General features: G+C 65.3%; 20 protein-coding genes. 8 read left to right on the top strand and 12 right to left on the bottom strand.

The window, feature by feature from the left end:
- Positions 1–43: 43 nt before the first annotated feature.
- On the bottom strand, positions 44–2,716 hold the full coding sequence (locus AC59GX_RS17175) for a M1 family metallopeptidase (protein WP_426282122.1): 2,673 nt from the start codon (positions 2,714–2,716) through the stop codon (positions 44–46).
- Positions 2,717–2,883: 167 nt separating this feature from the next.
- On the opposite strand from AC59GX_RS17175, the gene AC59GX_RS17180 reads away from it, so the two are divergent.
- The 4 genes from AC59GX_RS17180 to mazG all read left to right on the top strand — a co-directional run bounded on the left by AC59GX_RS17180 (position 2,884) and on the right by mazG (position 8,838).
- Positions 2,884–6,909, top strand: coding sequence for a Pls/PosA family non-ribosomal peptide synthetase (locus tag AC59GX_RS17180; protein WP_426282121.1), 4,026 nt, complete (start codon positions 2,884–2,886; stop codon positions 6,907–6,909).
- On the top strand, positions 6,906–7,505 hold the full coding sequence (locus AC59GX_RS17185; protein ID WP_497302113.1) for a 4'-phosphopantetheinyl transferase family protein: 600 nt from the start codon (positions 6,906–6,908) through the stop codon (positions 7,503–7,505). Before AC59GX_RS17180 ends, AC59GX_RS17185 begins: the two co-directional genes overlap by 4 nt.
- Positions 7,502–8,020, top strand: a complete 519-nt coding sequence (locus AC59GX_RS17190) for a GNAT family N-acetyltransferase (protein ID WP_497302114.1) — start codon at positions 7,502–7,504, stop codon at positions 8,018–8,020. Before AC59GX_RS17185 ends, AC59GX_RS17190 begins: the two co-directional genes overlap by 4 nt.
- 83 nt (positions 8,021–8,103) lie before the next feature.
- Positions 8,104–8,838: a nucleoside triphosphate pyrophosphohydrolase gene (gene mazG, locus AC59GX_RS17195; protein ID WP_426282117.1), complete on the top strand. Its 735-nt coding sequence runs from the start codon at positions 8,104–8,106 to the stop codon at positions 8,836–8,838.
- Here the strand turns inward: mazG and hflX are convergent.
- From hflX to dusB, 7 genes are all read right to left on the bottom strand, one after another.
- Positions 8,819–10,111 (bottom strand): GTPase HflX, encoded by a 1,293-nt coding sequence (hflX, locus tag AC59GX_RS17200; RefSeq protein ID WP_426282116.1) that lies wholly within the window; start codon positions 10,109–10,111, stop codon positions 8,819–8,821. The two genes, mazG and hflX, sit on opposite strands and share 20 nt — an antisense overlap.
- On the bottom strand, positions 10,108–10,650 hold the full coding sequence (hfq, locus tag AC59GX_RS17205) for an RNA chaperone Hfq (protein WP_082441049.1): 543 nt from the start codon (positions 10,648–10,650) through the stop codon (positions 10,108–10,110). Before hfq ends, hflX begins: the two co-directional genes overlap by 4 nt.
- A gap of 101 nt (positions 10,651–10,751) precedes the next feature.
- A complete protein-coding gene (gene ntrX / locus AC59GX_RS17210) occupies positions 10,752–12,128 on the bottom strand; it encodes a nitrogen assimilation response regulator NtrX (protein ID WP_056058755.1) in 1,377 nt (458 codons plus the stop codon).
- 4 nt (positions 12,129–12,132) lie between these two features.
- On the bottom strand, positions 12,133–14,370 hold the full coding sequence (locus AC59GX_RS17215) for a sensor histidine kinase (RefSeq protein WP_156348732.1): 2,238 nt from the start codon (positions 14,368–14,370) through the stop codon (positions 12,133–12,135).
- Positions 14,371–14,422: 52 nt separating this feature from the next.
- Positions 14,423–15,880 carry a nitrogen regulation protein NR(I) gene (ntrC, locus tag AC59GX_RS17220; RefSeq protein ID WP_426282115.1) on the bottom strand — a complete coding sequence of 486 codons (1,458 nt, stop codon included), beginning with the start codon at positions 15,878–15,880 and terminating at the stop codon, positions 14,423–14,425.
- A complete protein-coding gene (locus AC59GX_RS17225) occupies positions 15,877–16,941 on the bottom strand; it encodes a two-component system sensor histidine kinase NtrB (protein ID WP_426282114.1) in 1,065 nt (354 codons plus the stop codon). The genes ntrC and AC59GX_RS17225 overlap by 4 nt, the downstream gene beginning before the upstream one ends.
- Positions 16,928–17,926, bottom strand: a complete 999-nt coding sequence (gene dusB, locus AC59GX_RS17230) for a tRNA dihydrouridine synthase DusB (protein WP_426282113.1) — start codon at positions 17,924–17,926, stop codon at positions 16,928–16,930. The genes AC59GX_RS17225 and dusB overlap by 14 nt, the downstream gene beginning before the upstream one ends.
- A gap of 90 nt (positions 17,927–18,016) precedes the next feature.
- Between dusB and AC59GX_RS17235 the strand changes: the two genes are divergently transcribed.
- From AC59GX_RS17235 to AC59GX_RS17245, 3 genes are read left to right on the top strand one after another with little or no spacing between them, the layout of a single operon-like run.
- A complete protein-coding gene (locus AC59GX_RS17235; RefSeq protein ID WP_497302115.1) occupies positions 18,017–19,165 on the top strand; it encodes a bifunctional 2-C-methyl-D-erythritol 4-phosphate cytidylyltransferase/2-C-methyl-D-erythritol 2,4-cyclodiphosphate synthase in 1,149 nt (382 codons plus the stop codon).
- Positions 19,162–19,686 carry a hypothetical protein gene (locus AC59GX_RS17240; protein ID WP_426282110.1) on the top strand — a complete coding sequence of 175 codons (525 nt, stop codon included), beginning with the start codon at positions 19,162–19,164 and terminating at the stop codon, positions 19,684–19,686. Before AC59GX_RS17235 ends, AC59GX_RS17240 begins: the two co-directional genes overlap by 4 nt.
- Complete coding sequence (locus AC59GX_RS17245; protein ID WP_056048893.1) at positions 19,686–20,201, top strand: CinA family protein; 516 nt, start codon at positions 19,686–19,688, stop codon at positions 20,199–20,201. Before AC59GX_RS17240 ends, AC59GX_RS17245 begins: the two co-directional genes overlap by 1 nt.
- Here AC59GX_RS17245 and AC59GX_RS17250 read toward each other — a convergent pair.
- Together AC59GX_RS17250 and lipA are read right to left on the bottom strand one after the other, a co-directional pair.
- Positions 20,147–20,620: a type II toxin-antitoxin system RatA family toxin gene (locus tag AC59GX_RS17250; protein ID WP_426282109.1), complete on the bottom strand. Its 474-nt coding sequence runs from the start codon at positions 20,618–20,620 to the stop codon at positions 20,147–20,149. The two genes, AC59GX_RS17245 and AC59GX_RS17250, sit on opposite strands and share 55 nt — an antisense overlap.
- Complete coding sequence (lipA, locus tag AC59GX_RS17255) at positions 20,620–21,546, bottom strand: lipoyl synthase (RefSeq protein WP_120300234.1); 927 nt, start codon at positions 21,544–21,546, stop codon at positions 20,620–20,622. Before lipA ends, AC59GX_RS17250 begins: the two co-directional genes overlap by 1 nt.
- Positions 21,547–21,720: 174 nt before the next feature.
- On the opposite strand from lipA, the gene AC59GX_RS17260 reads away from it, so the two are divergent.
- Entirely contained in the window at positions 21,721–22,362 is a 642-nt protein-coding gene (locus AC59GX_RS17260) for a carbonic anhydrase (RefSeq protein WP_426282442.1), read from the top strand.
- 4 nt (positions 22,363–22,366) lie between these two features.
- Here the strand turns inward: AC59GX_RS17260 and AC59GX_RS17265 are convergent, their stop codons facing one another.
- Positions 22,367–23,143 (bottom strand): polyphosphate kinase 2 family protein, encoded by a 777-nt coding sequence (locus AC59GX_RS17265; RefSeq protein WP_426282108.1) that lies wholly within the window; start codon positions 23,141–23,143, stop codon positions 22,367–22,369.
- Positions 23,140–24,540 (bottom strand): APC family permease, encoded by a 1,401-nt coding sequence (locus AC59GX_RS17270; RefSeq protein ID WP_497302116.1) that lies wholly within the window; start codon positions 24,538–24,540, stop codon positions 23,140–23,142. Before AC59GX_RS17270 ends, AC59GX_RS17265 begins: the two co-directional genes overlap by 4 nt.
- Positions 24,541–24,617: the final 77 nt, after the last annotated feature.

Raw genomic sequence — 24,617 nt, forward strand, 5'->3', positions numbered from 1 at the left:
CCGACGACGCCACGCCGGGCTGGCTCAGCCCCCTCCTTGCGCGCTACTTCGCGTTCGCAAGAGCCGCTGCGATCTCCGCGGACTTCGCCTGGCGCAATACACCGCAATGGCGAATGCTCTCCAGCGTGCGCTGATAATTTAGCAACCCGACGTTAGCCTTGCGGATCGAGGCGCCGACCCTGGCATCGATCCGATCCGCCTGATCGGCACCGCACTGGACCGCGAGCGCCTGCGGCAGGCGGCTGGTGATGAAGATGCCGTTGCCACCGGCGAGAAGCTTGTCGTAGTTCGCCAGGATCCAGTCGATGCCGAGATCGCGCGTTCCCGCATTGCCGGCGACGCCGAAGATCAGCCCGATCCTGTCATAGCTCCGCATCCGCTTGTCTTCGAGCGACAGGAGATAATTGGCGGCGTCGGGCCGCCCACTGGACGCAGCGGCACCGAGAGCGGCTTGGCGAAAGCCCGGGTCCTCGCTCGATAACGCCTTGTCGACCAGCATCTTCGCAGCAGGCAGACCGCCCTCCTCTGCCACCACGGTCAGCGCAGCTCCGAGAAAGCCGGAATCGAGCGCCGCGGTGTCGCCCGCTAGGTATTTTTCGCCAGCCGTCTTCAACTTGGTCCGGACAGCAACGTCTCGCGCGTCGTCCGCGACGAGATTGACCAGTTCGTGGCGCAGGTTCTGCCGACCTGGATCATCCTTTGCATAGGCGCCCGCTGCCGGGTTGAACCCAAGTGCGGTCAGGCGCGGTGTGTAGATCGAGGCCAACAGTGTGCGGTAGGCAGGCAGCGAAGCGGCCGAGATCAAGCCGCGCGAGCGCAACCCGGCAATCCGCCGCCCGCCGTCGATGCTGGCGGTCGAATCCGGGTTCGCCGCGACCGCACGCGCTTCCGCGAACAGCCATGCGGCCGGTGCCTTGCCCGCGCGGAACGCAGCCCACAGACTGTCGGTGGTGGCGAGCGCCTCGCCCGGTGACAACGTGCCCGAAGCCGCGATCAACGCCTGCCAATCCGCCGGTGCCATGTCGAAACGGTAATAGCCCGCACCGCCGACGTTCGGCATTATCAGGCCCGAGGCGGGCGCGGCAATCGACGTCACGGTCTTGTCGAGCAGCGTGCATTGCTTCGCCGCGCCGACCCGAACGCAGAACGGGATCGTCCAGCTCAATGGCGGCGGGGACGATCCCAGGAAGGCATAGCGCGACTGGGACGCGACGATGCCGTTACCCTGCCGCCGGACGTCGATGACCGGAACGCCCTGCTGGTCGACGAACGATTTCAGCGCGGACAGCACGCGCGGATCCTTCGCCGCATCCGAGATCGACTGGAAGAACTGCTCGGATGTCGCGTTGCCATACGCGTGACGCTTTAAGTGAAGGCGGACCCCCGCCTTGAACTTCTCGTCGCCGAGATAGGCCGCGATCATCGCGACGACCTGCCCGCCCTTGCCGTAGGTTATGCCGTCGAACGCGGAATCGATCTGGCCGTTGTCGGTGATCGGCTGGTGGATCGGGCGTCCCACCTCCAGCGCATCGGTGTTCATCGTGCCGAAGCCCTCATCCAGCGCACCGACGCCGATGTTGAGCTCGGGCCGCCAGGCATTGCCGATGCGATAGCCCATCCAGTTGGCGAAGCTCTCGTTCAGCCAGATGTCGTCCCACCACGCCGGCGTGACGAGGTCGCCGAACCATTGGTGCGATAGTTCGTGCGCGACGATCATCCCGAACGCCTGCTTGTCGGACGTCGTCGCACCGGGCGAGAGGAAGATGATGCCGTCGCCATAGGTGTCCGCGCCCGCGTTTTCCATCGCGCCCGGCATGATCGGCGTGCCGATCTGGTCGAGCTTGGGGAACGGGAACGGCTCGCCGAAATATTGCTCGAGCAGGGACACGATGCGTGGCGTCTCCGCCGTCACATAGCCCATCTTGTCCTTCTGCGCGTGCGTCGCGACGGCGCCATACGGCATCGGCGTTGACCGTTCGGGGGTCGCCGGGATCGTCCCGGTCTGGTGAACGAACGGCCCCGTATCGAACGCAACGAGATACGTGGGCAATGGCTTGGTTACCGCGAGCTGATGCTTCTCCATTCCCCCGGCGACCTTCGTGACGGACACCTTCGGCGCGTTGCCGATCACGACCAGACCTGGATGCGTCGTGACGGACACGGTGAACGGCGTCTTGAAGCCAGGCTCGTCGAACCCGGGAAACGCAGCGCGCGCATCGATGCTTTCGAACTGCGTCCAGCTGTACCAGGCATCGCCGACCTTGACGTGGAACAGGCCGGAAGCGGTGTCTCCGAAACTGCCCGTATAATCGAACGCCAGCGTCGCCGCGCCGGCCGGCAGGACATTCGCGAAGTCCAGCCGCGCTGTGCCACTCTGATCGACCTGCGTGAAGATCGCCGGGGTAGCCTTGCCACCTACCATCGCGACCGCCTTGCCAATTTTCAGGTCGCGTCCGTGAATATACAGGGATTTTGTCGCAGCCTTCAGCGTGACGTCGATCTCGTCATGTCCCGAAAACCGGTCAGCCTCGGGCAAAATGGTGAAGTCGAGGCGATACGCCTTAGGTATCGCCGCATCGGACAGACGCCCCTTCGGTGCGCTCGCATCGGGTACGATTACCGCCTTGGCGGGCGCTTCCGTCATCGCCTTCGGACTTGCATGCGCGGTCGACGACAGCAGGAGAGCGGTGAAACCGATGAGGCATGAGGCGCGCATGTGAAGATTCCCGACGAAGGTGTAGTAGGGGTGTAAGTCAGCACCGAAAGCGCTGCAAGCCTTCTCTGGCCATGCCCTCCATTCGCGCCGGGCGGATGATTTCGAAGGTTTTCCTGTACGCCGATGACGAGTAGCAAATGGCGTTCGACATCGTCTAAGGCTTGAGTATGCAGCAAGACACGCCGGTAAGCCCTTCCGATACCGCCATTTTAGCAAGGACGGCTTACCCGTCGATCGCCCCCGCCCCTGCGTTGCGTGCCGCAGAGCCTTACGCCCGTGACGAACTGCTGCACGAGATCTTCGACGCGACGCGCGCGCTGCATCCCGACGCGACCGCGCTGCGGCTGATCGGTGCGGACGAGGAATTCGACCGAAAGACCGAGTGGACCTACACCGATCTCGCCACGCGCAGCCTCGCGCTCGCGCACCGCCTCCGCGCGATGGGGATCGGCCGCGGCGACCGCGTCGTGCTGTGCCTGCCGCGCGGGCTCGACCAGTATATGGCGATCCTCGGCGTGCTGCGCGCGGGCGCTGCCTATGTGCCGGTCGACTGGGGCTATCCGCAGGACCGGATCGACTTCATCGTCGAGGACAGCGAAGCCGCGCTGACGATCACGGTCGCCAGCCGCGTCGCCAACCTCAAGGGAAAAACGCTCGCCCTCGATGCGGCGCTGGGCGATCTCGCGGCTGAGCCGTCCGAACCGATCGGCCGCGACGTCACGCAGGCCACCCCGCAGGACCTCGCCTACATCATCTACACCTCGGGCACGACCGGCCGCCCCAAGGGCGTGATGATCTCGCACGGTAATGCGTGCCACCTGGTCCGCTCGGAAAGCGCGATCCTCGACCTGACCCCGGCCGACGTCGTGTTCGGCGGGTTCAGCCTCGCATTCGACATGTCGGTCGAGACGATGTGGAGCGCGTTCTTCGTCGGTGCGGTCGTGCTGGTCGCGACCGAGGCGCTGGCGACCAGCGGGCCCGACGTGGCGATCGCGCTCGCCGAGGCGAACACGACGATCTGGCACGTGGTCCCCTCGCTGATCGCGCTGGTCGAGCATCCGGTGCCGACGCTACGCCTGCTCAACATGGGCGGCGAAGCGTGTCCGGCCGACCTGCCACGGCGGCTCGCACGTCCGGGGTTGCGGTTGCTCAACACCTACGGCCCGACAGAGACGTCGGTCACCGCGACCTGGACCGAGGTCTTCCCCGGCCAGCGCATCACGATCGGCAAGCCGCTCCCCGGCTACACCGCCTGGGTGGTGGACGAGCATATGCAGCCGGTCCCCGACGGCCAGGAAGGCGAACTCGTGATCGGCGGTCCCGGCGTCGGCGTCGGCTACGTTAATCGCCCAGACCTGACCGCTGAGAAGTTCATCATGACGCCGTTCGACGGGCCTTCCGGTGCCCCCGAACGCATCTACCGGTCGGGCGACCTGGTGAAGCTCGACGCGGCGCGCGACATCGATTTCGTCGGCAGGATCGATACGCAGGTGAAGATCCGCGGCTTCCGCGTCGAACTCGCCGAGATCGAGGCGGTGATCGGCGAATGGCCCGGCGTCGCGCAGACCGTCGTCCAGCTCTTCACCGACGGCGACGGCTCGGAGTTCCTCGCCGCGTTCCTGATCGCGCGTCCGGCGGAGGAAATCGACATGGTCGGCCTCAAGGCCCGCGTCGCCGAGCGGCTCCCCAATTACATGCGCCCCACGGGCTACCAGTTGCTGTCGCAAATGCCGACGCTCCCCGCTTCGGGGAAAGTCGACCGCAAGGCGCTGGTCAAGCCCGAGATCACCGTGACATCGGACCGCGAGATGGTCGCGCCCGCCACGCCGATGGAGGAAAGCCTGCACCGTGTCTGGGCCGAGGCGTTCGCGCCGCAGCCGGTATCGGTGCTCGACGACCTGTTCGAGGATCTCGGCGGCCATTCGCTGAAGGCCGCTCGGTTGGTTTCGGCAGCGCGAAAGGTCCGTGGCCTTGAAGGGCTGTCGCTCGAGGACGTCTACGCCGCGCCCACCATTCGCGCGCTCGCGCTACGGATCGGTGGCACAACGCCCGTCGCGATCCTCGACGAGACCAGCTTCCACCATATCGCGCCGTGGAAGCGCCGGCTGTGCGTCGCCGCGCAGACGCTCGCGCTGCTGCCGATCTACACGCTGGCGGGCCTCCAATGGTTCTCGCCCTATCTGGCCTACACGCATCTCGCGGGCGACATGCCACGGGTCGACGCGCTGATCCTCAGCGGGCTGTTCTTCACGGTCGTGCCGATCGCGTCGATGTTCCTGTCGATCGCGCTCAAATGGCTGATCGTCGGGCGGTTCAAGGCGGGCGATTATCCGCTCTGGGGCAGCTATTATTTCCGCTGGTGGCTGGTCCGCCGGATCATCGGCGTCACCGCGACGCCGTATCTCGCGGGCACGCCGATGATCCGCGGTTATTACCGGATGATGGGCGCGAAGATCGGCCAGCGCGTTCATATCGGCACCGGGATCATCGACACCGCCGACCTGCTCCACGCCGACGACGATGCGATCATCAGCGATCAGTCGGTGCTGTCGACCAGCTCGGTCGAGCGCGGGTTACTGCGGCTCGGCACCGTCAAGCTCGGCAAGGGCGCGTTCGTCGGGTCGATGGCGGTGGTCGGCCGCAACGCGGCGCTTGGCGACGACGCTATGCTCGACGATCTGTCCGCGCTGCCCGCCGATACGACCATCCCCGCCGGCCAGCGCTGGGCAGGCTCGCCCGCCGCGCACGACGGCGATGCGCCTCGCCGCCCCGCCATCGCAGCCCCGCGCAACGCCGGGCCGGCGATCGGCCTGTTCCTGTGCGCGCTGATCCTGCCGCTGGTCGCGATCCTGCCGATCGCGCCCGGCCTGATCGCGCTGATCGAGCTCGACTGGGCGACCAGCGGCTATGCCTATGTCGCGGTCGCGCCACTGCTCGCGGTCACCTATGTCGTGATGATGTGCGTGCTGACGGTGGCGGCCAAGCGCCTGATCCTCGGTCGCGTCGCACCCGCGGTGTATGCGCTGAACAGCGGATTCTACGTCCGCTACTGGTTCGTGCAGCAGATCAACGACCTCGCGCTGCGCCTGCTCCACCCGATCTTCGCAACGCTGTACGTGGTGCCGTGGTATCGCGCGCTCGGCGTGAAGGTCGGCCGGCGTGCGGAAATCTCGACCGCCAGCGCGATCGTGCCCGACCTGGTCGAAATCGGCGAGGAGAGTTTCATCGCGGACTCGGTGATCTTCGGCGCGGCGCGGATTGGCCACGGCACGATCGAACTGGCGCACACGAAGATCGGCCGCCGCAGCTTCATCGGCAATTCCGCGCTGCTGCCGGGCGGGACGCAGATCGGCGACGAGGTGCTCGTCGGCGTGCTCTCGAAGCCGCCGAGCGACCCCGCGCTCGCCACCGAGGCGGGTAGCACCTGGTTCGGCTCGCCCGCGATCAAGCTGCCGGTGCGCCAGGTCAACACGATGTTCGACGAGGGCGCGCGGTTCAATCCGTCGCGCGCGCTGATCGCCACGCGCCTGTCGATCGAGGCGGTCCGCACCACGCTGTCGCTGACCGCGTTCCTGGTGTTCTTCAGCTTGCTGCTGTCGGTGGTCGGCGACCTCGACGATCTCGACAACGGTGCGCTGGTCGTAGCGGCGACCTTCCCCTTTCTGTACGTCGGCTTCTGCCTCGCCTGTGGGATCTTCGTCCTCGCGCTCAAATGGCTCGTCGTTGGCCGCTACAAGGTCACCACCGCGCCGCTCTGGAGCATTTTCGTCTGGCGCACCGAACTCGTCACCGCAACCTACGAGAATCTGGCGGTCGCCAATTTGCTCGAGCCACTCCGGGGAACGCCGTGGATTGCGCTGTACCTCCGCCTGATGGGCGCGCGGATCGGCAAGCGTTGCTACATCGACACCACCGACCTGACGGAGCACGACCTCGTCGATATCGGCGACGACGTCGCGCTCAACGATTTCGCCGGCTTGCAGACGCATCTGTTCGAGGACCGCGTGATGAAGGTCGGCGCGATCCGCGTCGGCGACCGCGCGACGATCGGTTCGCTCGCGATCGTGCTGTACGACGCGGAGATCGGCGCCGACGCGCAGCTCGGCGACCTGTCGGTGGTGATGAAGGGCGAGACCTTGCCGGACGGCACTAGCTGGGACGGGAGCCCGGCGCGGATCGCCGTCGCGACGTGACGCCGGTCTGGCACGACGGTCCGCTCGACGCGCTCGTCTGGGACGGGCAGTCTCCAATCGCGTGGAGCGTTGCCGAGTCTGGACCGTACGCTGCCGGCCGGCCCGGCGATGCGCGCGCGATCCGACACGGCCTGGCCGTTGCGCTCATCCGCAAACTGGCCGGCGACTCTGACGATGTTCGACTGACACGCAGTGCGGCCGGCGCGCCGATCGTTTCCGCTCCCGGTGGCTGGTATCTCAGCCTCTCCAGTCGCGGTGCACACGCCCTAATCGGCGTTGCGCGCGCACCGATCGCTGTCGACCGCGAGGTCATCGACGACCACCCTCCGCTCTGGGACATGCTCACCCCGACGGAAGCCGACGCGCTCCGCCGCCTGCCCGCCCTCGCCCAGCCCCAAGCTTGGCTCCGCCGCTGGACGATCAAGGAAGCGCACGCGAAGCTCATCGGCGAACCGCGTCGCATCCGCCCCGAATCGATCGAAACCGTCGTGATCGATCCGACCCATGCGACCGCGACCTTCGAAGGCACTTCGCGCTGCTGGAGCCGTTCCACCGCCGACGCGATCGAAACCATCGCGCAGTGGAGCCAGCCATGACGAGAATCCTGACCCGCCGCTACGAGGAGAAGGACCGCGCCGCCGTCCTCGCGATCTTCGATTCGAACCTCCCCGAGTATTTCGGCGCCGGCGACCGCGAATGGCTGGAGGAGACGCTCAACGAGCCCGACGGCCCGGCATTCGTGGTCGACGTCGACGGCGTCCCCGGCGCGTTCGGCGGCTACGAGATCTGGGAGCATTACAACAAGGCGCTGCTCTTCTGGGGCATGGTCGCGCGGACGTACCATGGCTCGGGCCTCGGCAAGCTGCTGCTGTTCGAACGCCTGCTCCATGTCGCCACCTCAGCCGAACCGCCCACGCGCTACGTCACCGTCGACACCTCGCCTCAGGTCTCGCCGTTCTTCCAGCATTGCGGCTTCGAACTGACCAGCGTCTGGCCCGGCGGCTACCGTTCCGGCATGGACATGCACGAACTCCGCTTCGATATTGCGGGGGTGTCGCTCGAAGAGCTAACGGGCAGACGCGACGCTGCTTTTGCGCAATGTACGGCCTGATACGGTCCAGTCTTCATCTACCACGCCCTCGATGTTTTGGCGTACGTTCCGGACCGAAAAATCCCGTTCTATAAGGCTTCTCTATGATCGAACGTCTCGTCGCCATCATGGCCCGGTTGCGCGATCCCGTCGAAGGTTGCGAATGGGACCGTGTGCAGACCTGGTCCACGATTGCGCCCTACACGATCGAGGAAGCCTATGAAGTCGCCGACGCGATTGAACGGAACGATCCCGGGGATCTAAAGGACGAACTGGGCGACCTTCTGCTTCAGGTCGTGTTCCATAGCCGCATTGCCGAGGAAGCCGGTGCCTTCACGCTGGCCGACGTCGTGACCTCGATTGCCGACAAAATGGAACGGCGTCATCCGCATATATTCGGGGACGTGGAACAGTCGCCCGGATGGGAAGCAATCAAGGCGCAGGAGCGTTCGGTGAAATCGGACAGCAGCGCGTTGGCGGGGGTCGCACTTGGCCTTCCGGCACTGTCTCGGGCCGACAAGTTGCAGAAACGCGCAGGGCGGGTGGGCTTCGACTGGCCGGATGCGAGCGGGCCGCTGGCGAAAGTCCACGAGGAAATCGAGGAGGTTCTCGACGCTCCTTCCGAGAAGCTCGCGGAAGAAGTCGGCGACCTGCTGTTCGCAGTGACCAACTGGGCGCGACATCTCGGAGTAGACGCGGAAAGCGCATTACGCGCTGGCAATCTGAAGTTCGAGGCGCGGTTCCGGGCGATCGAGGATCTCGGCGGCGATGCGTTCGCCGGCATGACCCTCGATCAGAAGGAGGAACTGTGGCAGGTAGTCAAACGTCGCGGTGGGTGAACCGATCGTAATCCGCATCGGAAAGTCGCACGTCATATGTCGTCTCGAGCTCGTCATCGACGCTCCCGAACACTTCGCCATGCGCATGCAGCCAAGCAGCACCCGCGCCATCGCTGGCATCGAGCGTGATCCGATAGCGCCGATGCGCCCCCGTCAGCTTTGCCGCGATCTGCTCGATCAGATGCGGCACCCCTTCCCCACTCAGCGCCGATATCGCCACGACGTCGTCGCGCCGCGCCGCTTCGCCGGCAATCTCGTCGTGCGCGTCGGGATCGAGCAAGTCGAGCTTGTTCCAAACCTCGAACCGCGGCGTATTGTCGTCGACGCCGATCTCCGCCAGCACCGTCTCGACATCGGCACGCTGCGCCTCCGAATCTGGGTGGGCGATATCACGGACATGGACCAGCAGATCGGCGGACACGACCTCTTCCAAGGTCGCCTTGAAAGCCGCGACCAATTGAGTCGGAAGGTCCGAAACGAAGCCGACGGTGTCCGACAGGATTGCCTTGTCGAGCCCGGGTAGCTGAATCTGACGTAGCGTCGGATCTAGCGTTGCGAACAGCAGATCCTCCGCCATCACGTCAGCACCAGTCACGCGATTGAACAACGTCGACTTACCAGCATTGGTATAGCCGACCAGCGCGATTACCGGCCACGGCGCACGCTGGCGACGTTCGCGGTGCAGCCCGCGCGTCCGGCTGACCTGCTCGAGCTCACGCTTCAATCGCGCCATCCGGTCGCGGATCAAACGACGATCCGCTTCGATCTGCGTCTCGCCCGGACCGCCAAGGAAGCCGAAACCGCCGCGCTGACGTTCGAGATGGGTCCAGCTCCGCACGAGCCGGCCAGCCTGGTAATCGAGATGCGCGAGTTCGACCTGCAAGCGCCCCTCGGCGGTCGCGGCGCGTTCGCCGAAGATCTCGAGGATCAGTCCGGTGCGATCGATGACCTTCACCTCGAGCGCTTTCTCCAGATTGCGCTGCTGGATCGGAGTCAGGCTCGCATCGAAAACGACCAGTCCCGCCTCTTCCATCCGAACTTGGGTGGCCAACAATTCAACCTGCCCGCTTCCGATCAGCGTTGCGGGCTTTGCCTGGCGGACGCGGTAAGCGATCCGTTCTACCACCTCGACTCCGATGGCAGCGGCCAACCCCGCGGTTTCCTCCAACCGAGCGTCTACGTCGCGCGCGGCGTCGCCCTGGTCGGGGAGAACGACGATCGCTCGTGTTCCACGGGTGAACTCGTCCCGATCGCGTTCGAAACCACTACTCAATCGTCATCGTCCGTTTCATCCGTGTCAGTGGGCTCTTCGGCAAGGTTCAGCGGGCGCGCCGGCTGGATCGTCGAGACAGCGTGTTTGTAGACGAGTTGCGCCATGCCTTCGCGCTGAAGCAACATGCAAAACAGGTCGAAACCTGCGATCTGGCCCTGCAGCATGACGCCGTTGATGAGGAACATCGTCACGCTGTCTTCGGATTTGCGCACCGCGTTGAGGAAGATATCCTGCAAAAGCGGGTGCTTCTTCTGGTTTTCTCCGACCGCATCGACGATCGCCGACACGTCCATGGGCCCAGCAGGCATGATCGTCGAGATCGCATGCTTGTAGATCAGCTGCGACTGGCCATCGCGGCGCAGCAGGACGGAAAAATTATCGAACCATGTAACGATGCCCTGGAGCTTTACGCCCTTGACGAGGAACATGGTGACCGGCGTCTTGGAGCGCCGGAGTGCGTTCAGGAACAGATCCTGAAGCGAGCCTGGTTTATCGGCCAATGGGATAACCCTTTGTTTTTGGCGGGACTTTGCCCGCAAGGCGCCGTTTCCCGGCGTCGGAGATGCACCCGGTTACCGGGCGCGGTACTGATCTATGATCGCCGCCCTGCTATATCCAGAGGGCGGCGAAATTACGGCGTCTATTCCTCGCGGGTTTCGGTGATGCCGAGCAGCTTCAATTTTCGATGGAGTGCCGAGCGCTCCATGCCGATGAAGCTGGCCGTCCGCGAGATATTTCCCGAGAAACGTCGGATCTGCACCCGAAGATATTCCCGCTCGAACGTCTCACGCGCTTCCCGCAAAGGCGAGCCCATGATCGCGGTCGATCCAGCCGATCCGATATCGCCCTGGTCGCCGAGAACTTCGGCCGGCAAAAGGTCGAGATCGATCCGCCCGATCCGGTCTCCCGGCGCCAGAATGATCGTGCGCTCGACGACGTTGCGCAACTGCCGGACATTTCCCGGCCAGTCGTAGGATTGCAACGCAACCATCGCATCCGGCGCGATTTCCGGCGTCGGCACGCGGCGCTCGGACGCGTAGTGCGCGATGAAATGCTGGACCAACGCGGGGATGTCCTCGCGACGATCAGACAGCGGCGGGATCATCACCGGTACGACGTTGAGCCGGTAATATAGATCCTCGCGGAACCGTCCTTCGGCGATTTCGAAGACGAGGTCGCGGGCGGTTGCCGAGACGACGCGAACGTCGACCTTGACGACGCGCGTACCACCTACCCGGGTAAAGCTCTGGTCAGTCAGGGCGCGCAGGATACGGGCCTGCGTCGCGATCGGCATGTCAGCGATCTCGTCGAGGAACAACGTGCCGCCATGCGCCTGTTCGAACAGACCGGGACGGACGAGATCGCCCGCTTCCTCGACGCCGAACAGTTCCTCGTCCATTCGCTCGGGCGTCATCCGCGCGGCACTGACGATGATGAACGGCGCGTCGGTCCTGAGGCTCCAGCCGTGCAGCAGGCGGGCGGCGACTTCCTTGCCGACTCCCGCCGCGCCCATGATGAGGACCCGACTGCCGGTTGCCGCCACCCGCTTCAAGGTCGCGCGAACGCCGTTGATCGAGCCCGAACTGCCGGTCAGGTCGGTTTCGCGGCCGACCGTAGCCCGCAGTGTCGCCACCTCGCGACGGAGCCGTTCGGTCTCGGTTGCCCGCGCAACCATCAGCAAAAGCCGTTCGGCCTCGAACGGCTTTTCGATGAAGTCGGACGCACCGCGGCGGATCGCGGCGACGGCCGTATCGAGGTTGCCGTGGCCTGAAATCACCAGCACCGGGATCGACGGATCGCGACGCTTGATCTCGTCGAGCAGTTCCAGCCCATCGAGACGCGACCCTTGCAGCCAGACATCAAGCAGCACCAGCGACGGACGCCGCGCTGCGATCGCTTCCAGGGCGGAATCGCTGTCACCAGCGTCGCGTGTCTCATAGCCTTCGTCCTCCAGGACGCCGGCTACGAGTTCGCGAATGTCACGTTCGTCGTCCACGACGAGAATATCGAGCGCCATTAAATCATGTCCGGTTGCGGGTCATCGTGTCGAGTCGGCCCTCCCCAGCCAACTCGGATGCGGATGCCCCTTGGTCGAGCGCGGCCAGCGCCTTGGCGTCGAAGGTCATGGTGACGAGTGTACCGCCCCCCGGCCGATCGGAAAAGCCGATCGTGCCGCAATGCTCCTCAATGATCTTCTTGACGATGGCAAGGCCGAGGCCTGTGCCACGGGCACGGGTCGTTACATAAGGTTCGACGATCCGGTCCCGCTCCGCCGGTAGCCCGATGCCGGTGTCCGCCACTGCGATGCCGACCGTGTTGGCATCGCTCGTCAATGTCATCGTGACCGATCCGCCGGGTTCACCGCGAGTTTCAATAGCTTCCACCGCGTTCTTGACGATGTTCGTGAGCGCCTGCCCGATCTGGCGGCGGTCGCAAACCAGTGTCAGACCCGGATCGTCCTGCACCAGCTGGAAGCTGATCGCGGGATGCGCGACCTCGTGCAGGAACAGCGCCTGGCGGGCGGCATCGACCAGCGATTCCTCGCGGAACACTGGCTTCGGCATCCGCGCGAACGAGGAGAACTCGTCGACCATGCGACGAAGATCGCCAACCTGGCGGATGATCGTGTCGGTCAATCGCGAGAACGTACCGTCCTGCGCCTCGATCTTGCCACCATAGCGGCGTTGAAGCCGCTCGGCCGCAAGCTGGATCGGTGTCAGCGGGTTCTTGATCTCATGCGCGATCCGGCGAGCGACGTCCGACCATGCCGCGCGGCGTTGATCGAGCAGCTGCTGCGTGATGTCGTCGAACGTCAGGATCGGGCCAGTAGCTGGCCGGGCGATCCGCACGGCAAGCGTGCGGACCTCGCTCCCCTGGCCAACTTCGACGATCGCTTCCCGGTCGCCACCATCGAGCATCGCGTCGAGCTCGGGCGCGACATCCACCAGACGCCGTCCGACCAGCCCGCCAGTATCGGTGCCTAGCAACGTCGTCGCCGAATCGTTCGCAATCGTGATCGTCCGCTCGCGTCCGGTTGCGACGACGCCTGCGGAGACCCCCGCCATCACCGCCTCGATCAGTGCGCGACGGCTTTCGAGCTGGCCGTTGGCAGTGACGAGTTCGGTGTTCTGCGCCTCCAGCTGCCCGGTCATCTGGTTGAACGCGTTGGCGAGCGTGCCGACCTCATCGCGGCTGCGCGGATCGGGGACACGCGCGGTCAGGTCGCCGGCTGCCACCCGGCGTGCGGCGTCGACGAGCTCGCCCACCGGCCGGACGAGACGATCCGCAACCGCCAGCGCGATCCACACCGCAATCCCCACGATCAGCAACGAGATCAACAACAGTGCCGCATTGAACTGCAACTGGAGACTACGCGCCCTGGCCAGAAGCGATCGATAACTCTTCAGCACGTCGTTCGCACGCGTGGTCTGTTCGGAGAGTGATTTCGTATCCTCGACGCGGCCTGCATAGAGAAACAGCTCGTCAGATCCGGGCAGCATCGTGATCGTCTGGATACGATCGCCCGTCACCGCAACGACCGCGCTTTTGCCCGACCGCAGCTCGGCGATCGCCGAGGGCGTGACACGGCGCGTAAAGTCGATTTCGTACGGGTTGACGATCGCCAGCGTCTGGATCCCCTGCTGAGGGGACAGCTTGAACAACGCAGCTTCCGAGAGGCTGCGAAAATAGACCTGTTGGAGGAACCAGCCGGAAAAATCCGGGCTCTGCAGCGAGCGCTCTCGGAGATAGGCGGACATGTCGCTTGCCATCGTCACGGTGGCTTCCTGCCACCGGTTGAGCTGGCGTGCGTAGGACGACTGGGCAAGCCCGGTCGCGTTCTCGAGCATCCCGCGCGCCTGATCGGAATACCAGAACTGGACGCCATATTGGAACAGCAGCGATGCGAAGATCGTCACCAGCAGCATCGGCACGGCGGCGACGATCGAGAACAAAGCGACGAGGCGAACGTGGAGGCGACCGCCACCGCCCACCGGAGAACGCGCTGCACGGCGCATGGCCACACGTCGCCCTAGCAACATGAGGAGAGCGATTCCGGGCACGAGGTTCGCGACCAGCAGCAGCGCTACCAGGGGTGGCGGGATCAGGCGCTGCGGCGCGTCGCTGCCGGTAATGATAAAGTAGCTCGTAACGGCGATCGCGATCGCCACACCGAGCACGACCGCCTCTACGGCAGGCGTCACGGCAAACCGGTGTGCAGGCCCGTCATCGTCCATCGGTAGCGTCGCGGAAGCGATCATCGTTGCCCCGATACAACGTCAACCGTTGCCGTGAAACCACATAATGACAGAATTACCGCCGTTCCGGTTCGTCTACGCGAGGCGCGTCGCTGCCGATCGTACCGCCGATATCGATGCCGAGCGTATCGAGGCGTTTACGCAGGGTATTGCGGTTGATCCCCATCGCGCGGGCGGCCCGAAGCTGGTTCTGACCATGACGCGCCAGCATCGCCTCGATCAACGGCCGTTCGACTTCGCCGATCACGCGGTCGTAGAGCGTGCCGTCATCGAGTGCAGCCGGATCGTCATGAGCGATGCGCGCGATCATCGCGCGGACCGCTTGTCCGATATCGAGGCCGACCGGGTCGGTGAGCGTGGCGTGGCGGCCGATCATGGTACGGATCGCGTCCGCGTCGATGACTTCGTCGCGCGACAAGACTGCCAGCCGCCGCATGAGATTTTCGAGTTCGCGAACGTTGCCCGGCCAGTCATGCCCGCCAAGCGCGACCAGGGCGTCACTGGCAAGCTGACGCCGTGGAAGGCCCTGTGCAGCGGCGTGATCCAGAAAATGCCGCGCGAGCAACGCAATGTCCTGACGTCGTTCGCGCAGGGGCGGCAACGTGATCGGGACGACATTGAGCCGGTAGAACAGGTCTTCGCGGAACTGCCCTGTCGCGACCTGTGACGCCAGATCGCGGTTGGTCGCGGCGACGATGCGAACGTCGACGCGGATCGTCCGTGCGCCACCGACGCTGGTGAACTCGCCCGACTGGAGCACGCGCAGGAGGCGGGTCTGCGCTTCCATCGGCATGTCGCCGATCTCGTCGAGGAACAGCGTGCCGCCCGACGCCTGTTCGAACCGTCCGGCGTTGCGCGTCGCAGCGCCGGTGAACGCGCCGCGTTCATGTCCGAACAGTTCGGCTTCGATCAATTCGCGCGGAATCGCGGCCATGTTAATCGCGACGAACGGGGCTGCGCTACGCGGCCCGAGATCATGGATCGCGCGCGCGACGAGTTCCTTGCCGGTGCCCGATTCGCCCGAGATCAGCACGGTCAGATCGTTCGATACGACGCGCGCGATGATCCGGTAGACGTCCTGCATCGCCGCCGAACGCCCGATCAGGGGCAGCGCGCGGTCCGCGTCGTGGAGCGTATCCTCAGATACCATCCCGCCCCGAGCGAGCGCACCGGCAACCGCGCGGGTCAGCACGTCGAGGTCGAACGGCTTGGGTAGATATTCGTACGCACCAACCTCGGCCGCGCGGACCGCCGTGGTCAGCGTGTTCTGCGCCGAGAGGACGATGATCGGTAGCAGCGGAAACCGCGCGGCGACGCTGCGGACATGATCGATGCCGTCGCCGTCGGGGAGGATGACGTCGGTGATGAGAACGTCGGGCAGCGTCACCGCAAGCGCGCGTTCGAGTTGCGCGAGGCTGTCGGCGACGGTGACGTCATGGCCGGCGCGACGGAGAGCCTGCGCGACGACGGTACGAATCGCGGCGTCGTCATCGACGACCAGAACCGTACTCATGACGCGGCTCTCGGCAGCAGGAGGCGAAGGACGGTCATCTCGGGGTTTCCTTCGCGGCCGTATTGGACGATGCCGCCCATGTCCCTGGTCAACTTGTCGACCAGCGCGAGACCGAGCCCCTGCCCTTCGCGTCGACCCGATACGAACGGGTCGAACAGGTGATCGGCGATGTCGGCGGGGGCGCCGGGGCCGTTGTCGAAAATGCAGATCTCAATCGGCAGCGGCAGGCGTGGCTTGCCGGGTGCCGAACTGACGGTGATGCCGTGACGGTACGCGGTGGTCATGACGATCCGCGGTTCTCGTTCGTTGCGAACGGCTTCGCGCGCATTCTTCAGCAGGTTTATGACGATCTGCAGCAACGCGTCGCGGTTGATCTGCGCGGGCGGGAGCGAGGGATCGAAGCGTTCCTCGATCGTTATACCGCGCGCGAAACCGGCGAGTGCGAGCCGGCGGGCATGACCGAGCAGCGGATAGATGTTCTCGCTGGCGAGCGGCAAGGGCCGGGTGTCGCTGAAGTCCTGCATGCGGTCGATCAATGCGGCGATGCGGTCGACTTCGGTTACGATCAACGTGGTGAGTTCGCCCGCGCCGAGCAGTTGCGCCGCGCCGCGGATACCAGACAGCGGATTCTTGATTTCGTGCGCGAGCATCGCGGCGGCGCCGACCGCAGCCCTTGCTCCAGCCGCGCGATCCGCGGAGTGTCCAAGCCGCCGCGAGGTGGCGGATGCGTGCAAGGTGATCGCGCGCCAGCCCGGATAGTCGGCGATCTGCGTCTCGGCGAAATCTGCACGGATCTTGACACCGCGCGCGGTCGAGATTTCGGTGTCGTAGACGGCGAGAGCGTGTCCGTCCCGATTTCGCGGATCGTCGGGCGGCGGGATGATCGCATCGAGCGGCTGTCCGATCATCAACCGTTCCGACAGGTTCAGCAGTTGCTCGGCGAGCGCATTGGCATGCGCGACCCGGTGGTCGGGATCGACGACCACCACAGCCACCGGCAGCGCGGCAAAGAGTTCTGCGAACCCCGGCCGATTGCGCGATGGCGTATCAGGCTGCTTCAAGGTCGCGGCAGGGAGCGTAGAACTCGGCCAGCATGGCCTTGACTTGCTTGGGGTCCGGTACCTGGTTCACCTTGTTGCGGAACTCGGCCGAACCGGGCAGCCCCTTGGTGTACCAGCCGATATGTTTCCGGGCCATGTTGACGCCGGTCTCGATCCCGTAATGCTCGAGCATCGCCTCGTAATGGCCTGCGATCGCGTCATATTGCTCGGTGATCGACGGGTCCTCGATGCGACGGCCGGTGGCGAACCATTCCATCACCTGGCCGAGCACCCAGGGGCGGCCGTAGCTGCCCCGACCGATCATCAGGCCATCGGCCCCCGACTGATCCATCGCCGCTTCGGCGTCCTCGATGGTGCAGATGTCGCCGTTGACGATCACCGGTACGCTCACTGCTTCCTTGACCTTCCGGACGAAGCCCCAGTCGGCGCTGCCCTTGTACATCTGGTTGCGTGTGCGGCCGTGGACGGTGATCAGCTTGATGCCGAGGTCTTCCGCGATCCGCGCGAGATCGGGCGCGTTCAGGCTGTCGTGACACCAGCCCATCCGCATCTTGAGCGTCACCGGCACGTCGACCGCCTTGACGGTGGCCTCGATGATCGCGCTGGCCAGCTTGGTGTCGCGCATGAGCGCCGAGCCCGCGTCGCCGTTAACGACTTTGCGTACCGGACAGCCCATGTTGATGTCGATGATCGCCGCGCCGCGATCCTGGCTGAGCTTCGCGGCCTCGCCCATCTCGTAGGGCGTGCAGCCGATCAACTGCATCGATACCGGCTCCTCGAGCCGATCCCACGCAGCCTTTTGCAACGACTGGCGGGTCTCGCGGATCGCAGCCTGGCTGGCGACCATTTCGGTGACGTTGAGGCCCGAGCCATAGCGTCGCACGAGTGTGCGGAACGGCATGTCGGTGACGCCGGTCATCGGCGCGAGCACGACGGGGCTTTCGATCCGGACGGGACCGATCTGGATAGGAGCAAGGTTACGCATGGATGTGCCTGAAAAAGAGGCATCCCCTACCCCGTCCAGGGGTTTTTCGCAAGACTGGCGAGCGTCGGGGCGAACCGCTAGGGCGCAAGGATGACACAGGCACAGCGTATCGTCGCGATCATCGTCGCGGCCGGAACCGGCGTGCGCGCGGGGGGATCGGTTCCCAAGCAGTTCGCGCCGATCGCCGGTCGGCCGATGATCGCCTATTCCTATGAGGCGTTCACGACGCACCCGGCCATCGCCGAGACGATCGTCGTCGTCGCCGAGGGCCAGCAGGGCTTGGCGACCGCAGCATTGCGGCAGGTATCGATCGTCGTCGGCGGCGCCACCCGGCGCGAGTCGGTTACCAACGGCCTCGTGACGGCCGGCGACGCGACGCATGTGCTGATCCACGATGCCGCCCGTCCCTTCCTGTCGCACGCGGTCATCGATTCGCTCGTTGCCGCCTTGAAGACCCGGGACGCGGCCATTCCGGTGCTGCCGGTGACCGATACGCTCGCGCGCGGCAGTGTCCTGTTGGGCGATATCGTGCCGCGCGCGGACCTCAACCGGGTGCAGACCCCGCAGGCGTTTGCCGTGGAGGCACTGCGTGCCGCCCATTCCGTCTGGCCGGCGGACGAGGAGGCGACCGACGATGCGCAGATGGTGCGACGGCTTGGCGTCGGCGTCGCGTTGGTGCAGGGCTCGGCGATGCTCGAGAAAGTCACGCACCCAGAAGATTTCGCAGCCGCCGAAGCGCGTGTCGCGTACGAAACCCGTACCGCGATGGGGTTCGACGTCCACCGCCTCGAAACCGGCGAGGAGCTCTGGCTCGGCGGCGTCCTGATCCCGCACGACAAGGGGCTGTCGGGGCATAGCGACGCCGACGTCGCGCTCCACGCGCTGACCGATGCGCTGCTCGGCACGATCGCGGCGGGCGATATCGGCACGCATTTCCCGCCGAGCGACCCACAGTGGAAGGGCGCCGACTCCGCGCAGTTCCTCCAGCATGCCGCCAAGCTGATCGCCGACAAGCGCGGTCGCATCGATTTCGTCGACCTGACGATCATGTGCGAGGCGCCGAAGATCGGGCCGCACCGTACGGCGATGACCGCGCGGATCGCCGACCTGCTCGGGCTCACGCTCGACCGGGTCAGCGTCAAGGCGACGACGACCGAACGGCTCGGCTTCACCGGGCGAGGCGAAGGCATTGCCGCGCAGGCCGTTGCGACCATTCGCTTGCCCGGATCGCCGCTGTGAAGATCGTCGGCGCACTTGCCGCGATCGCGCTCCTTGCCAGCCCGGCGGTCGCCCAACAGCGTTGCATCACCGGGCCCGAGGCCGAATCGCTGACGCTCGTCGCGATGCCCGACATTCTCCGCGAAACCGGTCGCGTCTGTGCGGCGCAGCTTCCCGCCAGAAGTCTCATCCGATCGCAGTCAAGTGCGTTGATCGACCGGTATCAGGTCGAGTCCGACCGAGCATGGCCGGCAGCGCGCGCGGCGATCGTCAAACTCAGCAATCCAGCCGTGGACGCGATGCTCGATTCGGAGTTTGCGCGACCGCTGCTGACGACGTTGCTGGTGCCACAGATCGTCGGGCGGATCGCGACGCGCGATTGCGGGACGATCGACCGGATGGTGACGCTGCTCCAGCCCTTGCCACCGCGCAACACCGCGGGCATCGTCGTCGAGACGTTGCGGTACCTCAAATCCCAGAAGTCGCGCAGCGGAGATATCGCCGCGGTGGCGATGCTGCTCTGCCCGGTGGAGACACGCTGATGGATACGATCCTTCCCGCCGAACTGGTCGACGCCGCACGCAAAGTGGTCGAGCAGAACCGCGCGATCGGCCGCCGGGTCGCGGTCGCCGAGAGTTGCACCGGCGGGCTGGTCGCGGCTGCACTGACCGAGATCCCCGGGTCCTCCGACGTGTTCGAGGTCGGCTTCGTCACCTACTCGAACGCCGCCAAGCTCGGCGTGCTGAAGATCAGTTCGGACGTGCTCGAAACGTTCGGCGCGGTGTCGATCGCGGTTGCGTGGAGCATGGCGCAGGCTGCGCTAAAGCAGTCGGGCGCCGACATCGCGGTGGCGATAACGGGCGTCGCTGGCCCCGGTGGCGGTTCGCTAAAGAAGCCGGTCGGCACCGTGGTGTTCGGTCGCGCTGAGAAGGGCCGCGACCCGTCCGACGTCCACGCCGATCGCAAGGACTTTGGCGATCTCGGTCGTGGTGGGATCCGGCTTCAGGCCGCGTTGTGCGCGCTCGAACTCTTGCTGCCGGATGCGTCCGCCCCGTAAAGCTCAGCGGCGCGAGTCTCGAACGCGCCGATCATCTTGCGCAGTGCAGCGCCGAACACCTGCCCGGCGATCATCTCGAACATCCGGTTCTTGAACGCGAAGTCGACGGTGAAGTCGACCGCGCAACCCTGCGGCTCTGGCCGAAAATGCCATTCGTTGCGTAGATACTTGAGCGGGCCATCGACGTAATCGACGTTGAGTTCGCTCGGCCGGACCTTCTGCACGCGCGACGTGAACGTCTCGCGCAGGCCCTTGAAGCCGACGATCATGTCGGCGAGCGTCTCCGTATCGCTGTTCGAGCGCACGCGCATCGCGCTTACCCAAGGCAGGAATTCGGCATAGCGACCGACATCGGCCACCAGGTCGAACATCTGCTCAGGCGTATAGGGCAAATGGCGCGTTTCCGAATGCTTCGGCATCAGATGCGCGCGACGCCCAGCTTTGCGTCACGGTTTGCACGCAACCGCTCGAAATCATCGCCGGCGTGATAGCTCGACCGGGTCAGCGGCGACGATGCGACCAGCAGGAAGCCCTTCGCGCGCGCTATCGAGGCATAGGCGTCGAACGCCTTGGGCGGCACGAACTCGGCGACCTTGGCATGGCGCGGCGTTGGCTGGAGATACTGCCCCATCGTCAGGAAATCGATGTCGGCGCAGCGCATGTCGTCCATCACCTGATGGATCTCCAGACGCTCCTCGCCGAGCCCGAGCATCACGCCCGACTTGGTGAAGATCGACGGATCGTGCTTCTTGACGCTCTCCAGCAGCCGCAACGACGCATAGTAGCGCGCACCCGGGCGGATCGTCGGATAGAGCCGCGGCACGGTTTCGAGATTATGGTTGTAGACGTCGGGACGCGCCTCGACGATCGACTCGATCGCGGCCTGCGCCTTGTTGCGGAAGTCGGGCGTGAGGATCTCGATGGTCGTCGTCGGGTTCGACGCGCGGATCGCCTGGATCACCTTCACGAACTGCGACGCGCCGCCATCGGGGAGGTCGTCACGATCTACCGAGGTGATGACGATGTGGTTCAAGCCCATCTGCGCAGCCGCATCGGCGACGTTCTGCGGCTCCATCCGATCGACCGCGCGCGGCATACCGGTCTTGACGTTACAAAACGCGCACGCCCGCGTGCAGGTATCGCCGAGGATCATGACCGTGGCGTGCTTCTTCGACCAACACTCGCCGATGTTCGGACACGCCGCCTCTTCGCACACGGTCGTTAGGCTTTTGGATCGCATGAGCTCACGCGTTTTCGCGAAGCCAGCGGAGGTCGGCGCCTTGACGCGGATCCAGTCGGGCTTGCGCGCACGGACCGGCGCAGCCATCGGGGTCATGTCGTTCATGCACGCCAGATAGCCCCGCCCTGCCGTCGAGACAATGGCGGCGGACGCCGTCGGCGGGTTGGAACCATCGGACGAACCGGATAAAATCATGGAACCAGTTTCAACATGACAAGTTTTTCATGTTGCATCGCAAACTGATATGGAAGGCTATCCGTGCCAACACACTTTCCGGAAATGATCGAAGGCTATCACCGCTTCAAGGACGGCCCCTGGGAGGAGCAGCGCGAGCGCTGGAAGGAACTGAAGGACGGCCAGAGCCCCAAGGTGATGATCATCGCGTGCTCCGACAGCCGCGTCGAACCCGCGCAGATTTTCGATACGCTGCCCGGCGAAGTGTTCGTCGTCCGCAACGTTGCCAACCTCGTACCGCCGTTCGAGACCGGTGGTGGCCATCACGGTGTCTCGGCCGCGATCGAGTTCGCTGTCACGCAGCTGAAGGTCGAAGAGATCGTCGTGATGGGCCACGAGAAGTGCGGTGGCTGCAAGGCGGCGCTGACCCAGGCGTTCGCGGATGCCGAGCGGGGTGCGGGCGGGTTCGTATCCGATTGGGTGAGCCTGCTTGACGGTGCCCGCGAGAAAGTCATCGCGAAGTACGGCGATAGCGAACAGGCCGGTCGCGAGATGGAACTCGAGTCCGTCCGCACCTCGATCGCCAACCTGCGGACGTTTCCGTTCGTGACCGAGGCAGAAGCCGCCGGCACGCTGGCCCTTCGCGGCGCCTATTTCGGCATCGACAAGGGCCAGATGCTGCTGCTCAACGAGGATGACGAGTTCATCCAGGCAGAGTCGACAGAAGCCAAATCCGCGAAAGCCTAACGGGTCAGCGAAGGCCTAACGCCTTCTCCGCCACCTTCTTGACCTTCGGGTCGAGCGGTGGCGGCACCATCGATACGCCGGCTTCGAGGCGGTCCGCGATCAGCGTCAGCGCTGCGATCCGGGCCGCCTTCTTGTCGTTGCCGTCGATGACGCTCCACGGCGCGGTCGCGGTGTCGGTGCGCGCGAACATCTCGGCCATCGCCTCCAGATACTCGTCGCGCCGCGATCGGTTGTGGAAATCGTCGAGCCCGGTCTTCCAATGCTTCCACGGATCGTCGAGCCGCGCTTCCAAGCGCCGGTCCTGCTCCTTCTGCGTGGTGTGGATGAACAGCTTGATCAGCGTCGTGCCGCTCTCGACCTGCTGCGCCTCGAACGCGTTGATCTCGTCATAGCCGTGGCGCCATTCGGTCTCGCTGGCGAACCCCTCGACGCGCTCGACGAGGACACGGCCGTACCAGCTGCGGTCGAACACCGCGATGTTGCCGTTGGCGGGCAACCGGTTCCAGAAGCGCCAGAGGAAATGATGCGCCTTCTCGTCCGCGGTCGGCGCCGAGATCGGCCAGACCTTGTAGTTGCGCGGGTCCCATTCGGCGGAGAGACGCTGAATGATGCCGCCCTTCCCTGCCGCGTCCCAGCCTTCGAACATCACGATCGCGCGCGTACCGCCGACGATGTGCGCGACCTGGATATGCTCGAGGCGCTTTTGCAGCGCTCCAAGGTCGTGCTTGTACCTGCCGTCGTATTCGTCGCCGTCTTCGTAGTCGGCCAGGTGTATCGTCATGCATCGCGCTCCGTCGCAAGGGTCGGGATCTGAACGTTCCAGGCGCCCCGTCGGCGCAGGACGAACCAATAATAGGCGATCGACAGCAGGATCTGCGCGGCCGTCATGATCAGGCCGGGGCGCCCCTCCTCGAGATCGAGCCAACTCGTCCAGCAGACATAACCGAGCGCGAGCAGCGTCACGATCGGCGCAAGCGGGTATAACGGCATCTGGTAGGGTGCATGGGCGGTCTGACCGGTACGCCTGCCGACCATCGCCGCGACGCAGATGCCCGCGTAGATCGCGACGAGGCCGGTGCCGCTGAGCACGAGCAGCAACTGGAGCGGCAGAAAGCACGCGACGATGCCGAACCCGCCGACCAGCAGCGTGCCGACCCAGGGGGAGCCGAACTTCGGGTGGACCTGCGTCATCCATTGGTCGAGTGGACGGCCCCAGCTTCCGTCGCGCGCGGTGCCGTAGAAGAAGCGCGCGCAGGCGAGGATGCAGGCGATGACCGCGTTGACGATCGCGACGACGACGCCGATCGAGAGCCAGTTCGCCATCGTGGTGCCGCTGCGGAGGGTGACGAGCAGGCCGAACGGGTCGTCGGCGGTGAGCGTGGCGTGGAGATCCGGCACGCCGACGAGGACCGCGACGATCGGGATACCTTCGAACAGAAGCGTGAGCGCGAGCGAGGCCATGATCGCGCGGGCGATCAGCCGGGGGGCGTCGAGCATCTCCTCGCCCAAATACACCGCCGCGCCATAGCCATTGAGCGCGAAGATAGCGATCGAGGTGGCGAGGCCGATCGAAGCGGCGGACGCGGGAACGAGCGCGGCCCCTTGCGGCATCACTGGGTGGAGCAGGAGGTCGCCGATTGGACGGACGGTATCGGCGAACCCGAGCCAGACGACCGCGAGGATGGCGAGCATCTCGACCAGCAGGAAGAGCCCAGTGAGCCAGGCGTTGACGCGGATCCGGAGCATCGCGACGAGCGTCGCCCCGGCGACCACGGCGATCGCGACGGGGATCTGCGGCAGGCCGGGAACCAGCGTGCCCAGCACCGCGCTGACGCCTAGCCCTGCGACGGGCGGGAAGAGCAGGTTGTTGAAGACGTTGACGCCGAGCATGACGAACCCCGCCATCGGCCCGAGCGTGTGCGCGACCGCGACATACTCGCCGCCTGCGACCGGCCAGGCGGACGAGAGCTCGGCATAGACGAATGCGGTGGCGACGCACACGAGTCCGGCGATGAGCGTTGCCCAGACCGCGCCGGTGCCCGCGACCTGGAGCATGCCGGGGACGATGACGAACACCGACGATGCCGGGGTCGCGACGGAGAGGGTGAGGAACAGGACGCCCGTCACGCCTAAGCTGCGGACGAGGCTTGGCGCCGGTGTCATCTGATCGTCGCGCATGCCAACCCCTTATCGTGCAGAGGTATTTGCATGGTTAGCTAGGTGGGGAAAGCGGTGGAGGAGATAACGTCTTTCCC

Source organism: Sphingomonas sp. 320_CC (assembly GCF_059691795.1).

Coding starts and splice junctions, on each gene's coding strand:
- AC59GX_RS17215 (WP_156348732.1), bottom strand. CDS start 14,370: ATGATCGCTTCCGCGACGCTACCGATGGACGATGACGGGCCTGCACAC.
- AC59GX_RS17270 (WP_497302116.1), bottom strand. CDS start 24,540: ATGCGCGACGATCAGATGACACCGGCGCCAAGCCTCGTCCGCAGCTTA.
- ntrC (WP_426282115.1), bottom strand. CDS start 15,880: ATGAGTACGGTTCTGGTCGTCGATGACGACGCCGCGATTCGTACCGTC.
- AC59GX_RS17245 (WP_056048893.1), top strand. CDS start 19,686: ATGGATACGATCCTTCCCGCCGAACTGGTCGACGCCGCACGCAAAGTG.
- AC59GX_RS17265 (WP_426282108.1), bottom strand. CDS start 23,143: ATGACGATACACCTGGCCGACTACGAAGACGGCGACGAATACGACGGC.
- mazG (WP_426282117.1), top strand. CDS start 8,104: ATGATCGAACGTCTCGTCGCCATCATGGCCCGGTTGCGCGATCCCGTC.
- dusB (WP_426282113.1), bottom strand. CDS start 17,926: ATGCGTAACCTTGCTCCTATCCAGATCGGTCCCGTCCGGATCGAAAGC.
- lipA (WP_120300234.1), bottom strand. CDS start 21,546: ATGAACGACATGACCCCGATGGCTGCGCCGGTCCGTGCGCGCAAGCCC.
- AC59GX_RS17180 (WP_426282121.1), top strand. CDS start 2,884: ATGCAGCAAGACACGCCGGTAAGCCCTTCCGATACCGCCATTTTAGCA.
- AC59GX_RS17260 (WP_426282442.1), top strand. CDS start 21,721: ATGATCGAAGGCTATCACCGCTTCAAGGACGGCCCCTGGGAGGAGCAG.
- AC59GX_RS17250 (WP_426282109.1), bottom strand. CDS start 20,620: ATGCCGAAGCATTCGGAAACGCGCCATTTGCCCTATACGCCTGAGCAG.
- AC59GX_RS17190 (WP_497302114.1), top strand. CDS start 7,502: ATGACGAGAATCCTGACCCGCCGCTACGAGGAGAAGGACCGCGCCGCC.
- ntrX (WP_056058755.1), bottom strand. CDS start 12,128: ATGGCGCTCGATATTCTCGTCGTGGACGACGAACGTGACATTCGCGAA.
- AC59GX_RS17175 (WP_426282122.1), bottom strand. CDS start 2,716: ATGCGCGCCTCATGCCTCATCGGTTTCACCGCTCTCCTGCTGTCGTCG.
- AC59GX_RS17235 (WP_497302115.1), top strand. CDS start 18,017: ATGACACAGGCACAGCGTATCGTCGCGATCATCGTCGCGGCCGGAACC.